This window comes from Thiovibrio frasassiensis (assembly GCF_029607905.1).
GTDB classification, from domain to species: domain Bacteria; phylum Desulfobacterota; class Desulfobulbia; order Desulfobulbales; family Desulfurivibrionaceae; genus Thiovibrio; species Thiovibrio frasassiensis.
On record NZ_JAPHEH010000001.1, the window covers coordinates 1,342,311 to 1,356,833 of the forward strand.

Here is a 14,523-nt window from a genome sequence, read left to right on the forward strand (position 1 = left end):
CCTCCTCATGGTTTTAGAAAAGCAATAAGAGTGCCACTTGGGTGGAGGAGGGCTTGATTGTTTGTATCGGTTTGAATTTGTGCGGAAGTTGTTGTTTTATTGCTGCGGATAGCAGGTGTGGAAAGGGAGGGAAAGAGGTCTGGCGGTGCAGTAAAAAATATGCACCGCAACTTTATTGCGGCGCCTGTGGTCTGCGGAAAGATGCTGGGTGTTATAGGCTTTGGAAAGCCGGGAGGGGAGGAGCTTAGTGGTCTGGCTGAGTGCGGAATTTATCCGCGACAAGACCAAAGCGACGCATGAGTTTTTGAAAGGCCTGCCGGTTCATGCCGCTTGCCAGGGCGGCGGCCGTTACGTTGCCGCATTTTTGCTGCAGGGCGTGGGTCAGATAAGCGGCGGAGAACTCCTCCACCAATTGCTGTTTGGCAAGGTTGTAATGCAGCCCGTGCAGATCATGGTCAATCGTTTGGGAGGCGGGGGCTTCCGTTTCCGGTTCCCGCAGCTGTCCGGCAGAGATGGGGATCTCATCATCGGCAAGCAATACCGCCCGCTTGATAACATTCTGAAGTTCTCGGACATTTCCTTTCCAGTGCCGTTTCACCAAGGAGGGGAGGGCATCCGCAGCAAAAATTAACCCCTCGTGGTTATATTCCTTGGCAAAGAGCGCGAGAAAATGTTGCGCCAGGGGAGGGATGTCTTCCGGCCGTTCCCGAAGCGGCGGGACGGTGATGGTCACCACATTGAGGCGGTAGAAAAGATCTTCCCGGAAAAGCCCCTGGCGCATTTTCTCCTCCAGATCCTGGTTGGTCGAGGCCAGCACCCGGACATCCACGGCCAGGCTTTTTGTCTGGCCCAAGGGCATGATCTCTTTTTCCTGGAGCACCCGGAGCAGCTTGGTCTGGAGGGCAATGGGAAGATCGCCTATTTCGTCGAGCAGGATGGTTGAGGTGTTGGCTTCGAGAAACAACCCTTTCTTGTCGTGGTTCGCGCCGGAGAAAGCGCCCTTGGCATAGCCGAAGAGCTCGCTTTCCAGGATCTGTTCCGGCAGAGCGGGGCAGTTCACCGTGACCATGGGTTTTTTATTTCTTGCGCTCAGCCCATGCAGGGAGCGGGCGGCCAACTCCTTGCCCGTGCCCGATTCGCCTCGGATCAGCACGGTGACATCGGTATCGGCAAGCCTGCCGATCAGCCTGTAGACCTCTTTGATTTTTGAGGATCTGCCAATAAATCCGGGGAAGGACTCCTGATCCGCCAGGCGACTCTGGAGGCGGCGGTTTTTTTCGAGCAGGCAGAGGTGTTCCAGGCAGCGTTGCAGGATATGCAGCAGATGTTCTTGGTCAAAGGGCTTCTGGATAAAATCATAGGCCCCGTTTTTCAGGGCGGTAATAGCAGATTCCACGGTGCCGTGGCCGCTCATCATGACCACGGCGACGGCCGGATACTCTTTTTTGATGTTTTTCAGCAGCGTCAGGCCATCCAGCCCCGGCATCTTGATATCGGTCAAGACAAGGTCCGGATGCCACTCTTGCAGAATCTCCCAGGCCTTTTCCCCGGAGGGAGCGGTTTTCACCTCGCACCGGCATTTTTTGCGCACGACCCGTTCCAGCATGGCGAGCATGTCGAGGTCATCGTCAACGATGAGGACAGAGGGGGAAAATTCCCCTTCCGGGCAGGAAAAATTGGTCTGTTCTGCGGTCACGCAAGCATCTCCGGCAAGAGTCATGGTGTGGGGACGGTTTATGGCCAGCTCCTCTTTGAATGCCCCATTTCTCTAAAAAAATCAACATGTTCTTGTCTCTTTTTGCTGCCGGTTCAGCCCGATATCCCTTGCGTCAGCCCGGACAACCTGCTAATTGTGAACATGCAACTGCACATTCTGGTGAGTGGGGGGGATTTCGGATGAAAAGACACGCTTTCCTGCTGGGCTGCGTTTTTTTGCTCTGTTGGCACACCCCCGCGTGGGCGGTTCAGGGGCATGGGGTGGCGGAAGGCCCGGTGGTGCATCTGATGGCCCATCTGCTCTTGTTTGTGGCCCTGTTGCTGTTGCTCTATGTTCTGCACACCCGGCCGCCGGACACCGGATTGTCCTGGCGCTCCCTCAAGCTCTCGCTGCTTTTTTTCCTTCTTTGGGATGTGGACCATCTCTTTATCCACTGGTTTGCCGGGGGGATGTACCCCGATATCAAAGATTCGGGTGCCAGCCTGGTGGGAGATTATTTTGTCGGCTCCCGGACTCTGCTCAATCTCATCTATTATTGGGGGAGGTTTGATCACCTGCTCTGTGTGCCGGCTCTTTGGTTTTTTACCAGCGCCCTGCGTGATTTCTCCGAGGTCATCGAGAAGCGGCGGCATAACCGGGCCGGGCAGGTTTCCTGATGGAAGAGGTCTTTAATCTTCCCCTCTTCCCCGTCTACATGGTGGATTATCTCGGCGCCACCGTGATGGTCATTCTCGCTTTTTGCGCCCTGGTTTTTGCCCGGCGTCTCACCCGGCTGGAACCGAAAAACATCCTCTGGGCGTATTTCTTCTGGTTTTCCGTGGTCATGGTGGTTTTTTCCATTTCTCGCGGCATGGGCCATCTTTTGCCCTATGCCTTCCGGCTTGCCCATCTGCCGGAGGTGTGGGATACCCTCGACCCTTATAGCGGGGGATTGAACACCATCGCCCTTTGCGGGGTGGCGATTCTGACCCTGCACTATCATAGTACCGCGGTTTTGATCAACCGGGCCAAGATGGACGCGCTTTCCTTGGAGATTGCCAATGACAGGCTCCGCGAGGCGCATGCCGACCTGTCCCGCCTGAATCAGACCCTGGAACAGCAGGTGGAGGAGCGTACCCACGATTTGCGGCTGTCCGAGGAGAAATTTCGCGGCTTTTTTGAAGGCTCGAAGGATATGATCTATTTTTGTGATGCGGCGGGCAGATTCTCCGACATCAACGAAAGCGGTCTGCGGCTCCTCGGAGTCGCACGGCGGCAGGATATTGTCGGGCAATCCCTGGCCGAGTTTTTTCTCGATCGTGAGCGTGGGGCGCAGTATCGTGCCCTGTTATTCTCGACCGGGCAGGTCAAGGATTTCGAGGCGGAATTTGTCGGCCGGGAGGATGGTCCGTTGTACCTGATGATGACCGCCTCAGCCATTACGGATCGGGAAGGCCGGTCCCTGGGATATCAAGGGATTGCCAAGGATCTCACCCACTTCAAGAAGATGATGGAGCAGTTGGTCCATTCCGAAAAGATGACCTCTGTGGGCCAGCTTGCCGCCGGCGTTGCCCACGAAATCAATACCCCGCTCGGGATTATCCTTGGCTATGCGCAGCTGCTCGAAGAGGATTTTGAGGAGCAGAGCGAGGTGCATGAGACTCTGGGGATCATCGAAAAACAGGCGAAGATCTGTCGGCGGATCGTTGCCGATTTGTTGAATTTTTCGCGACAGACCCAGGAGCACAACAAGCTCTATGGCGATCTCAATCAGTGCCTGGAAGAGGTGCTGGCCATTGTCAATCACACTCTAAATATGGACCATATTTTCATCCATCGCTGCCTTGCCGAAAATCTGCCCAATACCTGCTTTGACAACGAGCGGCTGCGCCAGGTCTTTGTCAATCTCTTGACCAATGCCCACCATGCCATCGGCAGCGAAGGGATTATCGGGGTCTGGACCCGCTGGCATAAGGAGAGCGACCAGATCGAGATCATCATCGGCGATTCCGGCTCCGGTATCCCCCAGGATCAGCTGGGGAGAATCTTTGATCCTTTTTACACCACCAAGGGGGTTGGCAAGGGCACTGGCTTGGGGTTGTCCGTTTCCTTCGGCATTATCCAGGATCATAAAGGGCGGATCGAGGTTAAGTCCCCGCCGCTCGAGCCCGAGCTGGTCACCCTGGACATGCATACGACCTTTCACATCTTCCTGCCGATTATTTCAGCAAGTCAGGAAAAGGAGCAATAATAGGTGGCGCAGATTCTGGTGTTGGACGATGTGCTGGACGCGGGGATTCTGATTCAGAGGATTCTGCAGAAGAAGGGCCATGAGGTGCATGTCTTCCATGACGAGGATGAGGCGCTCCGCTACGTCGAGAAAAACCAGGTGGATCTGGCCATTCTCGATATGAACCTGCGCAAGATGGACGGGTTGGACGTATTGTGCGAGATGCAGAAGTCGTTGCCGCGTCTGCCGGCGATCATGCTGACCGGGTTGCCCAAGGCCGAGATGGCCAAACAGGCGTTTTCCCTTGGGGCGGTAGCCTATTGTGCCAAGCCCATCGACAAAGAGCGGCTGGAAGAGAGGGTGGCCGAGGCCCTGTTGGAGGGGGCGGATCTGCCGGAGCAGTAATCTTTAAGGCTTTGGCGGGGTGGAGCAGGCAAGCTCCCGCAGGGGGATGCGTGTGGGCGGGTCCAGAGTCCGCTTACGGCACCAGGCCTGATTGAGCTCGGCAAGGCGGGTGTTGAAGGGATCCATGAACAGGAGGTGTTCCAGGGTAAAGGCATGGTCGTCCGGGAAATTCAGCCCACAGGCCGAGACCTCGATGGCCTCGCGTGCTGCGTCTACATAGGCCAGGGGCAACCCCTGGGTCCGGCAGATGATGGGCCGGGCCGCATAGATGGAGCAGAGATCATCAAGGAGCAGGGGGCAGCGATCGGGGTCTTCCGTAAGGTTGCGCTCAAGTTGCTCTTGGTCGGTTGCCGGCAGGGCAGCAATGGCTTGCCGCATCCAGGCCGCTTCAAGGGGCAGCACGCTGAAGGCGAGGCAGCAGGAGGCGCAGCCCGGGCCGCAGGAAAGGGTCGCGACATGGCGCTGTGCGACGCGGGCGATCTCTGCGTCAAGGGTTGTAATGAGTTGAAGGTATTCTTGGGTGCAGTCCATGGCGCGGTCATTAAAAAAGGGAATCAACCGCATACGGTCGATTCCCTTTAGAATTTCTGGCGTCCCCAACGAGATTCGAACTCGTGTCGCCGGCGTGAAAGGCCGGTGTCCTGGACCGGGCTAGACGATGGGGACTAATATCCATACAGTGAAATGGTGGGTCGTGCGCGATTCGAACGCGCGACTCTCTGCTTAAAAGGCAGATACTCTACCGGCTGAGTTAACGACCCATCCTGTAGGAAAAGGCACTTTTACAATAGTCGGTTTTCCGTGTCAAGTCTTTGCTGTCTTCTTTTTCCTTTTTTTGCATCACCCTCTTTCTTGGCGGGGTGATAGATAACGGCCTGAGGTTGTGTAATTATTGGGGTTTTTACTCGGACACTTCGCCGCTTAAATAACTTGTGACGGTGGCGTGGGTCTGCTATATCTTCTGGTTTGTTATGGATTACGATGGGCTTCTGCCTGGAGCAGGGCTTTTTTTTCTGACTATTTACTTTTGGGTGCGGTATGGGGTTGTTGGCCAGATCGGCAAGTTTTGTCCGCTATGCGGTGGAAGGGGATTTGCCCCCGAATTTTTGGGAGTTCGCCGCCGAGCGGATCGTCCTGAATTCCTTTCGGGATATTGACGAGAGCTACGAAGAGCGTTCCGTGGGTTGGGTTTCCGTGCTCAATATGTTCGACAGCGAGTTTGCCTATGCCTCCTATGCGGCGGCGGACCATGTCGTGCTTTCCCTGCGCCTTGACGAGCGGCGGGTTTCGCCCAAGGTGCTCAACAAGTTTTGCCTGAAAGAGGAAGAACGGCTCAAAAAGGCGCGGCAGATTCCCAAGCTGGCCCGGGCTCACCGGGTGGAGATCAAGGAGAGCGTCAAGTTGATGCTGATGAAAAAGGCGGCCCCGACCCCGGCGGTCTACGACCTCTGCTGGAATCTGGCCGAGGGGACGCTGCTGTTTTTCTCCACCAGCCAGAAGGCCCAGGAGCTGCTGGAGGAGTTTTTCAAGCAAACCTTTGATCTCAGTCTGATGCTGCAGGTGCCGTATCTCACCGCCGAGCATCTGCTCGATGCCCCGGGCCGCGAGGCCCTGGCCGATATCACCCCCGCAATCTTTATTTGAAACCAGAGGCCTTACGCACATGGATTTAGTTGATCTTATTGACGAAAAACGATTTTTGGGGCAGGAATTTCTCACCTGGCTCTGGTTCAAGAGCGAGGAGCGGGGTGGGACCATCTTTCTCCCCGAGGCGGGCGAGGATATCCAGCTGGTCTTTGAAAAGCATATGATGCTTGAGTACGGCGAAGGCGAAAACCGCGAGAAGCTGATCTGCCGTGGGCTGATGACCGAGCTGCAGGAGGCGCGCACCGGCCTGGCCATGGGCAAGAAGCTGGAGCAGGCCCGGATGCTGCTGACCCGGGGGGAGTATGAATGGAATCTTTCCTTCAAGGCCACCCTCATGGAGTTTCGCAATGTCAAGCCGCCCAAAACCATGGGCTCCTCCGAAGAGGGCAACGAGCCCGAGGCGGTGGAAGGGAGACTGCTTGAGCATCTCAGCTTGCACGAGATGGTGGTGCGCACCATGGATCAGCTCTTTCGCATGTTCCTCGATCTGCGCATCGGTTCCGGCTGGGAGCAGGAGCTGGGCCGCATTTGCTCTTGGGTCCGAAAAGGAAAAGAGACGCACTGACCCGGCCGCACTGTCCTGCCGCCGGTTTCTATAAGGGAGAGAACACCATGGAATTTGAAACTGTCATCGGCCTTGAGGTCCATGCCCAGCTCAAAACCAAGAGCAAGATTTTTTGCGGCTGCACCACCGCCTTCGGAAACCCGCCCAATACCAATACCTGCCCGGTCTGCCTCGGCATGCCAGGCGTATTGCCGGTGCTGAACAAAACGGTGGTGGAGTATGCCATGAAGATGGCCATCGCCACCAACTGCGCCATCGGCCCCATGAACCAGTTCGCCCGCAAGAACTATTTTTATCCCGACCTGCCCAAGGGGTACCAGATCTCCCAGTTCGACCTGCCCATCGCCGAACATGGTTGGGTGGATATCGAGGTGGAGGGGAAGACCAGACGCATCGGGATCACCCGCATCCACATGGAGGAGGACGCCGGCAAGCTCATCCACGACGAGCGCGAGCCCAAAAGCTACGTGGACCTCAACCGCACCGGCGTCCCGCTCATCGAGATCGTCAGTGAGCCGGATATCCGTTCGCCGGAGGAAGCCGCCGCCTATCTGAAAAAATTGCACGCCATTCTCCGCTATCTCGACATCTGCGACGGCAACATGCAGGAGGGCAGCTTCCGCTGCGACGCCAATATCTCGCTTCGGCCTCTGGGCCAGAAGGAGTTCGGCACCCGCACCGAGCTCAAGAACATGAACTCCTTTAAAAACGTGCAGAAGGCGTTGGAGTTCGAGGTGCGCCGCCAGCGCGACCGTTTGCTGGACGGGGAGAAGATCGTTCAGCAAACCCTGCTTTGGGATGCGGACCGCAACGTGACCAATGCCATGCGCTCCAAGGAGGAGGCCCACGATTACCGTTATTTTCCGGATCCGGACCTGGTGCCGGTGGTGATCGACGCAGCCTGGATCGAGGAGATGCGCGCCACCCTGCCCGAGCTGCCCGATGATCGGAAAAAGCGTTTCGTGGAGCAGTTGGGCCTGTCGGACAACGACGCCTCGGTGCTCACCTCTTCCCGTGAGCTGGCCGACTATTTCGAGGCGGCCCTGGCCCAGTATCCCAACGGCAAAAAGCTCGGCAACTGGCTGATGACCGAGCTGATGCGGTTGATGAAGGGCGAGGAGGCCTTGGATATCAGCCAGTGCCCGGTCTCTCCCGAGAATCTCGCCGCGCTGCTGGGTATGATCGACGCAGGCACCATCAGCGGCAAGATCGCCAAGACGGTGTTCGAGGAGATGATGCTTTCCGGTAAGGACCCGGAGAGTGTGGTCAAGGAGAAGGGGTTGGTCCAGATGAGCGACCAGGGCGAGATCCTGGCCATGGTTCAGGAGATCATTGCGGCCAATCCCGAGCAGGCCCAACAATTCCGGGAAGGCAAGACCAAGGTCATGGGCTTTTTCGTCGGCCAGCTTATGAAGCAGACCGGGGGCAAGGCCAATCCGGGGCTGGCCAACGATCTGTTTGTGAAGGCGTTGACGGAGTAGGTGAATCCCACCGGGTCAAGCATGGATAAAACCGACTGGCAGAAAAAAGGCGATGGCCACCGGCAGCGGCTGCGGGACAGGTTTCTGGACCACGGCCTTGACGGCTTCACCGATGCCGAGGTGTTGGAACTGCTTCTTTCCCTGGGCACCCCCCGCAAGGATTGCAAGGAAACTGCTCGGCTATTGCTCAAACAGTTTGGTTCCCTGGCCCAGGCCCTGGATGCCAGCCAAGCGGAGCTTGAGCTGATCGAGGGCATCGGGCCGAAGAACGGCTTCGCCCTGCACTTTGTCCAGTCCGTGGCCCGGCGCTATCTGCGGCAGCGGCTGAAGGCCAAGGAGTACCTCCGCTCCTCCCGCGAGGTGGGGGAGTATCTGGTCCATTCCATGCGCGGACTCAAGCGCGAGGTGCTGATGGCGGTTTTCCTCGACGCCTCCTTGGGGATCATCGACACCCAGCTGGTGGCGGAAGGCACCTTGGCCAGCAATACCGTGCATCCCAGGGAGTTGATCAAGATGGCCCTTTCGCACCACGCCGCCTCAATGGTCATCGCCCACAACCATCCCTCCGGCAGCCTGACCCCTTCGGCGGAGGATAAAAAACTCACCCGCCATCTCTTCATCGCCCTGGGCTTTGCCGGGATTCAGCTCCTCGATCATCTCATCGTGGGGGAGGGGGAGCAGCCTTTCAGCTTCGCCGATCACGGGTTGCTGGAGGATATCCGTCGCCAGTCCCGTCCGCTTATCGCCGGAGAGTGACGGTGCCCGAAGCCATATCCACTGTTTTTACTCCCGCCAGCGGTGAAGAGGTGCCCGGTCTCTATCTGCACATCCCCTTTTGCAAAAGCCGCTGCGCGTACTGCTCCTTCAATTCCCATGCCTGCCAGTCCCCTCCGGCCGCATACCTGGCAGCCCTTGCCAGCCAGATCCGTTATTGGGCTGATCAGCAATGGTGCCGGGAGCGGGTCTTTGCCACCCTCTTCATCGGCGGCGGCACCCCGACCATCTATGGTGGGGATGAGCTGGCCGAGCTGGTCCGTCTGTGCCTCACCTCGTTCCGCTTTACGGAAGATGCCGAGATCACGGTGGAGGGTAACCCCAACACCGTCACGGTGGAGGCGCTGACCACCCTGCGCCGGGCAGGGGTCAACCGGTTGAGCCTCGGGGTGCAGGCATTTTCCGACCGGCTGCTGGGTGCGCTTGGCCGGAGCCATACGAAGGGTGAGGCCTGCGCTGCCATCAAGGCGGCGCGAAAGGGTGGCTTTACCAATATCAACCTGGATCTGATGTACGGCCTGCCCGGCCAGAGCGCAACGGATTGGCGGGAGAGCCTGGACCAGGCCCTTGCCTTCGGGCCGGAGCATCTTGCCTGCTACGAGCTGACCATCGAGGAGGACACCCCCTTTGGTCGTTTGGTGGAAAAGGGCGCGCTGATCCTGCCCGAAGAGGAGGAGGCCATGGCCATGGCCGCACTCACCCACGATCTCCTGGCCCAGGCGGGTTTGCAGCGCTACGAGATCTCCAATTACGCCATGCCGGGCAAGGAATGCCGCCACAATCTCAATTACTGGCGAAACGGCTCGTATCTCGGCCTGGGGGCCGGGGCGGTCTCCTGCCTGTCCGGATTCCGGTTCGGCACGGTACGGGAGCCCGGGGAGTTTACCGGGCTGGTTCAAAAAGGAGAGCTGCCGCTGGCCGAGGGGGAATGCCTGCCGCTGGCGGCGCGGTTCCGGGAAAGCGTGGTCATGGAGTTGAGGATGCTCGACGGGGTGTCCTTTGCCCGGATGCAGCGCCGGTTTGGTTTGACGCCACCGGGCTATTATGGGAATATACTGGATGAATTGCAGGCGCAGGGGCTGATCGTGGTCACGCAAGACAGCCTGCGCCTTACCGAGGCAGGGCTGCCCGTGGCGAATCAGGTCTTGGCCCGGCTTGTTTGAACGATTTTTTTAGGGGTATTTCTCCGCGATGATCTTTCCCGCTAACAGCATTGCTCGAAAATTGCTGGTCACTATGTCGTTGGTGGTTGCCGGACTGGTTCTGGTCCTTGGCGGCCTTGAAATCGTGCAGGAATATGGCCGTTACCGGCACGAGGTAGATGCGCTCTGGGGGCAGCAGGTTGAGGCGCGCAAGAAACAGCTCGAGATGCAGGTCTCGGATGTGGTCTCCTACATCGAGTTCAAGAAATCCCAAGTTCGCGCCAAGGTGCAGGGGAGTCTCGAAGCCAGGGTCAGGGATGCCCATGGAGTGGCAAGCCATCTCTACGAGATAAGCAAAGATTCGCACAGCCCCAAGGAGCTTCGCCGTCTGGTCCGTGAGGCGTTGCGCAAGCAGCGTTTTAACAACGGCAGGGGCTATTTTTTCATCTTTGCCATGGATGGCACGGTGCTGCTCCATGCGGCCCAACCTGAGCTTGAGCAAAAAAACCTTCTGGCCTTGCAGGATACCCAGGGCGCCTTCGTAATCCGGGAGATGATCGAGCTTGCCCGGAGCAAGGGAGAGGGTTTTGTTCCCTACCTGTGGCCAAAGCCGGGGTTTCCCCCGGATCAGGAGTTTGAGAAAATTTCCTTTATCAAATACCTGCCGCAGCTTGATTGTTTCATCGGGGCGGGCGAATACCTGGATGACACCGAGGCCGAGGTCAAGGCCGAAGTGCTGGAGCGTATTGAAAAAAGCCGTTTCGGAGGGGGCGAGTATATCTTTGCCGGGCAATGGGACGGGGTTTCCCTGGCCTACCCGACCAAGGGCCGCAACATGCTGGGGGTGACCGATGCCAACGGGGTGAAGGTTGTGGCGGAAGCCATTGCCCTGGCCCGGAAGGAAGGCGGTTTTCTCTTGTATGTGATGCCGAAAGTGGGTGAGGAGCGTAATTCGTTGAAACTCAGCTACGTGCGCGGTGTCAAGGATTGGCAATGGTATGTGGGGTCCGGGGTTTATCTGGATGATCTCGAGGCTGCCAGCGCCGGGGCCAGGCGGGAGTTGCGGCGCGAGATTGCCATAATTGTCGGCCTGTCCCTGCTGGTGATGCTTGCTATTTTTCTGGCTGGGTTGTTTGTCGTCCGGAAAACGGCGGGGCAAATCCAGCACGCCTTTGCCGCTTTTGAAATCTTTTTTGACAAGGCGGCGCGGGAAAAGGTGGAAATGCAGACCTCAGGCTTGCATTTCGAGGAATTCCGCTCCCTGGCCAAGGCGGCGAACCAGATGCTGGTTGAGCGGCGGGCCATGGAAGAAGGGCTGCGCAAAAGCGAGGAAAAATATCGGGTCCTGATCGATACCACGGGCACCGGGTTTGTAAAGATAGATGGCGAGGGGAGGGTGTTGGACGCCAACCAGGAGTATGTGCGGATGACCGGACACGGGGATTTGGCCGAGATTTTGGGCCGGAGGGTGACCGAGTGGACTGCGGAGCATGATTTGGCAAAAAACCGTGAGGCGGTGCAGGAATGCGCCAGGCTTGGTTTTATCCGCCATCTGCAGATCGATTATGTCGATGGCCAGGGGGAGCTTACCCCAATGGAACTCAATGCCACGGTGGTGCAAGGGGAAGGGCAGCCGGAGATTCTCACCATCTGCCATGACGTCAGCCTGAGAAAACAGATGGAAGAGCAGTTGCGCCAAGCCCAGAAGATGGAGGCCATCGGCACCCTGGCCGGTGGAATCGCCCATGATTTTAACAATATTCTTGCCGCGATCCTTGGCTATGCCGAGATGGCGGCAAGGAGCCTGCCCCCGGAAGCAGGCAGCGCCAAGGCCGATATCCAGCAGGTTCTGCGGGCCGGGTTGCGGGCCAGGGATCTGGTGAAGCAGATTCTGACCTTCAGCCGGAAAAGCGGGGAAGAGCGGGCGCCGATCTCGCCCAGGCCCATCGTCAAGGAGGCGCTCAAGTTTCTGCGGGCCTCGATTCCGGCAAGCGTTGAAATCCGCGAGGATATTGCCTCGGACTGTGGCGCCATCCTGGCCGATGCCACGAATATCCACCAGATCGTGGTGAACCTTTGCACCAATGCCTTCCATGCCATGGAGGCGGCAGGAGGGGTTCTGACCGTGATCATGAAAAACGTGGAGCTGGATGCAGGGGAGCTCGCCGGGGAAGGGGATCTGCAACCCGGGGCGTATGTGCTGTTCAGTGTCGGCGACACTGGGCCTGGGATGACGCCGGAGGTTCTCTCCCGCATCTTCGACCCGTATTTCACCACCAAGAGTGTGGGCAAGGGTTCGGGCATGGGGTTGGCGGTGGTGCATGGCATAGTCAAAAATTATGGCGGCATGGTGCAGGTGGACAGCACCATGGGCAGCGGCACGGTTTTTCGCGTCTATCTGCCCCGGATCGGCAGTGGGGCGGATGCGCCGGAGAGCGTGCAGGAATGGGCGCTTCCTTCGGGCGGTCAGGAGCGGATTCTTTTTGTCGATGACGAGACAAGCATTGCCGAGATGGGCAAGGCCATGCTCTCCGGGCTTGGCTACCGGGTGACCGCCAGAACCAACCCCCTTGAGGCCCTGGAAGAGTTTCGCCGCCAGCCTGGGGACTTTGATCTGTTGATCACCGATCAAACCATGCCCAAGCTGTCCGGGTTGCAACTGGTTCAGGAAGTCCATGATATCCGGCCCGGCCTGCCGGTGATCCTCTGCACCGGGTACAGCGCGGCGATCGAGGAAGAATCCGCCGCAGCGCAGGGCATCAATTATTTTCTCATGAAGCCTCTTACCATGCGGATGCTGACCGAGACGGTGCGCAAGGCTTTGGGGCAGTGAAACGTGCAGAGTGAAAAATTAAAAGGGTGGGGCTGCCTGTAATGGCAAAAGAGAAAATATCCTACGTGTGCAGCGTCTGCAGCGGGGTGTTCAGCAAATGGGCCGGGCAGTGCGACGGCTGCGGCGCCTGGGACACCCTGGCCGAGCAGCAGGCCGCCGCAGGGGTGGCGGGCCGTTTCCAGGGCTATTCGGGTTCCCTGGCCAAGGTGCAGACCATGGCCGAGGTGGGCAAGGATGAGCTGGTCCGTTTTTCCACCGGCATGGGCGAGCTGGACCGGGTGCTGGGCGGGGGGTTGGTGCCGGGCTCGGTGGTCCTGATCGGCGGCGATCCGGGGGTGGGCAAGTCCACCGGCTTGCTCCAGGTCTGCTGCAACCTGAGCCTTACCCGAAAATGCCTCTATGTGACCGGCGAGGAGTCGCTCCAGCAGATCGCCATGCGGGCCAGGCGGCTCGGTCTGCCGGATCAGGCCTTGCTTTTGCTGGCGGAAACCAGGGTGGAGGATATCTGCGCCACGGCGCTCAAGGAGCAGCCCGAGGTCGTGGTGATCGATTCCATCCAGACCATGCAGGTGGCGGACAGCCAGTCCGCGCCGGGCAGCGTCAGTCAGGTGAGGGAATCCGCCGCCCTGCTCACCCAGTTCGCCAAGCAGACCGGCATCGCCATCTTTCTGGTGGGCCATGTCACCAAGAGCGGCGACCTGGCCGGGCCCAGGGTGCTGGAGCATATCATCGACGTGGTCTGTTACATCGAAGGCGGCGGCGATTCCCGCTTCCGGGTGATGCGGGCGGTGAAAAACCGCTACGGGGCGGTGAACGAGCTGGGGGTTTTCGCCATGACCGACAAGGGTCTGCGCGAGATCTCCAACCCCTCGGCCATCTTTCTCTCCCGCCACGCCGAGCCCATGCCCGGCAGCGTGGTCATGGCGATCTGGGAGGGCAGCCGCCCCCTGTTGGTGGAGATGCAGGCCCTGGTGGATGACAGCCACAGCGAGAACCCTCGGCGGGTTACGGTGGGTCTGGAGCAGAACCGGCTGGCCATGCTCCTGGCCGTGCTGCACCGGCACGGCTCCATCGCCACTTATGGCCAGGATGTTTTCATCAACGTGGCGGGCGGGGTGCGGGTCAGCGAAACCAGCGCCGATCTTGCCCTGCTCCTGGCGGTTTTTTCCAGTCTGAAAAACAAGCCCCTGCCCGTGGAGTTGGTGGTTTTCGGCGAGGTCGGGTTGTCCGGCGAGATCCGGCCCGTGCCCAGCGGCCAGGAACGGTTGCGGGAGGCGGCGAAGCATGGTTTTAAACAGGCGATTGTTCCCTTGGCCAATGTGCCCAAGGGCGGGGTTGCGGGCATGGAGATCATCGGGGTCCGGAAACTGGCCGAGGCCATTGCCGCAGTCCGCTAAGGATGGCAGGCCACCGGCTACTTTTCTTGCAGTCCGGGAGGTCTTCAAGCATTGACAGCCCTTTTTTGAAATGGTACATAACTGACGGACTTTAGGAGGAATGGCCGAGTGGTTTAAGGCGGCGGTCTTGAAAACCGTTGTACGCAAGTACCGTGGGTTCGAATCCTACTTCCTCCGCCAACAACATGCGAATACGAATTGTGGAGAGCTGACCGAGTAGGCCGAAGGTGCTCGCCTGCTAAGCGAGTGTAGGATCAAAAGTTCTACCGAGGGTTCGAATCCCTCGCTCTCCGCCATGTTCATTTGCGGAGCAATCCGTTTGTCTCACAACAAAAAAACCCGCGCCAGAAATG

At 58.6% G+C, this 14,523-nt stretch carries 12 protein-coding genes and 4 tRNA genes; 12 read left to right on the forward strand and 4 right to left on the reverse strand.

Annotated elements, in window-relative coordinates:
- Positions 1-244 precede the first annotated feature (244 nt).
- Positions 245-1,696: a sigma-54-dependent transcriptional regulator gene (locus OLX77_RS06355; RefSeq protein WP_307632759.1), complete on the reverse strand. Its 1,452-nt coding sequence runs from the start codon at positions 1,694-1,696 to the stop codon at positions 245-247.
- A 200-nt stretch (positions 1,697-1,896) separates the two neighbouring features.
- Between OLX77_RS06355 and OLX77_RS06360 the strand changes: the two genes are divergently transcribed.
- From OLX77_RS06360 to OLX77_RS06370, 3 genes are read left to right on the forward strand one after another with little or no spacing between them, the layout of a single operon-like run.
- The gene (locus OLX77_RS06360) at positions 1,897-2,373 is read left to right on the forward strand and encodes a hypothetical protein (RefSeq protein ID WP_307632760.1); all 477 of its coding nucleotides are present in this window, start codon (positions 1,897-1,899) and stop codon (positions 2,371-2,373) included.
- Positions 2,373-3,947, forward strand: coding sequence for a two-component system sensor histidine kinase NtrB (locus OLX77_RS06365; protein ID WP_307632761.1), 1,575 nt, complete (start codon positions 2,373-2,375; stop codon positions 3,945-3,947). The genes OLX77_RS06360 and OLX77_RS06365 overlap by 1 nt, the downstream gene beginning before the upstream one ends.
- A gap of 3 nt (positions 3,948-3,950) precedes the next feature.
- A complete protein-coding gene (locus tag OLX77_RS06370; RefSeq protein WP_307632762.1) occupies positions 3,951-4,331 on the forward strand; it encodes a response regulator in 381 nt (126 codons plus the stop codon).
- Positions 4,332-4,334: 3 nt separating this feature from the next.
- Here OLX77_RS06370 and OLX77_RS06375 read toward each other — a convergent pair whose 3' ends face one another.
- From OLX77_RS06375 to OLX77_RS06385, 3 genes are all read right to left on the reverse strand, one after another.
- A complete protein-coding gene (locus OLX77_RS06375; RefSeq protein WP_307632763.1) occupies positions 4,335-4,895 on the reverse strand; it encodes a YkgJ family cysteine cluster protein in 561 nt (186 codons plus the stop codon).
- Between the two features lie 24 nt (positions 4,896-4,919).
- Positions 4,920-4,997 (reverse strand) — tRNA-Glu (locus OLX77_RS06380).
- A gap of 19 nt (positions 4,998-5,016) precedes the next feature.
- A tRNA-Lys gene (locus OLX77_RS06385) sits at positions 5,017-5,092 on the reverse strand.
- Between the two features lie 277 nt (positions 5,093-5,369).
- On the opposite strand from OLX77_RS06385, the gene rdgC reads away from it, so the two are divergent.
- The 9 genes from rdgC (at position 5,370) to OLX77_RS06430 (ending at position 14,466) form a co-directional block, all read left to right on the forward strand.
- Positions 5,370-5,975, forward strand: a complete 606-nt coding sequence (gene rdgC, locus OLX77_RS06390) for a recombination-associated protein RdgC (protein ID WP_307632764.1) — start codon at positions 5,370-5,372, stop codon at positions 5,973-5,975.
- A gap of 19 nt (positions 5,976-5,994) precedes the next feature.
- Entirely contained in the window at positions 5,995-6,543 is a 549-nt protein-coding gene (locus OLX77_RS06395) for a hypothetical protein (protein ID WP_307632765.1), read from the forward strand.
- A 47-nt stretch (positions 6,544-6,590) separates the two neighbouring features.
- Positions 6,591-8,024 carry an Asp-tRNA(Asn)/Glu-tRNA(Gln) amidotransferase subunit GatB gene (gatB, locus tag OLX77_RS06400; protein ID WP_307632766.1) on the forward strand — a complete coding sequence of 478 codons (1,434 nt, stop codon included), beginning with the start codon at positions 6,591-6,593 and terminating at the stop codon, positions 8,022-8,024.
- 21 nt (positions 8,025-8,045) lie between these two features.
- Positions 8,046-8,780: a RadC family protein gene (radC, locus tag OLX77_RS06405; protein ID WP_307632767.1), complete on the forward strand. Its 735-nt coding sequence runs from the start codon at positions 8,046-8,048 to the stop codon at positions 8,778-8,780.
- 2 nt (positions 8,781-8,782) lie between these two features.
- Positions 8,783-9,961 carry a radical SAM family heme chaperone HemW gene (hemW, locus tag OLX77_RS06410; protein WP_307632768.1) on the forward strand — a complete coding sequence of 393 codons (1,179 nt, stop codon included), beginning with the start codon at positions 8,783-8,785 and terminating at the stop codon, positions 9,959-9,961.
- A gap of 28 nt (positions 9,962-9,989) precedes the next feature.
- On the forward strand, positions 9,990-12,773 hold the full coding sequence (locus OLX77_RS06415) for a cache domain-containing protein (protein WP_307632769.1): 2,784 nt from the start codon (positions 9,990-9,992) through the stop codon (positions 12,771-12,773).
- 41 nt (positions 12,774-12,814) lie between these two features.
- Complete coding sequence (gene radA, locus OLX77_RS06420) at positions 12,815-14,170, forward strand: DNA repair protein RadA (RefSeq protein ID WP_307632770.1); 1,356 nt, start codon at positions 12,815-12,817, stop codon at positions 14,168-14,170.
- A 94-nt stretch (positions 14,171-14,264) separates the two neighbouring features.
- Positions 14,265-14,350, forward strand: a tRNA-Ser gene (locus OLX77_RS06425).
- Between the two features lie 22 nt (positions 14,351-14,372).
- Positions 14,373-14,466 (forward strand) — tRNA-Ser (locus tag OLX77_RS06430).
- Positions 14,467-14,523 lie beyond the last annotated feature (57 nt).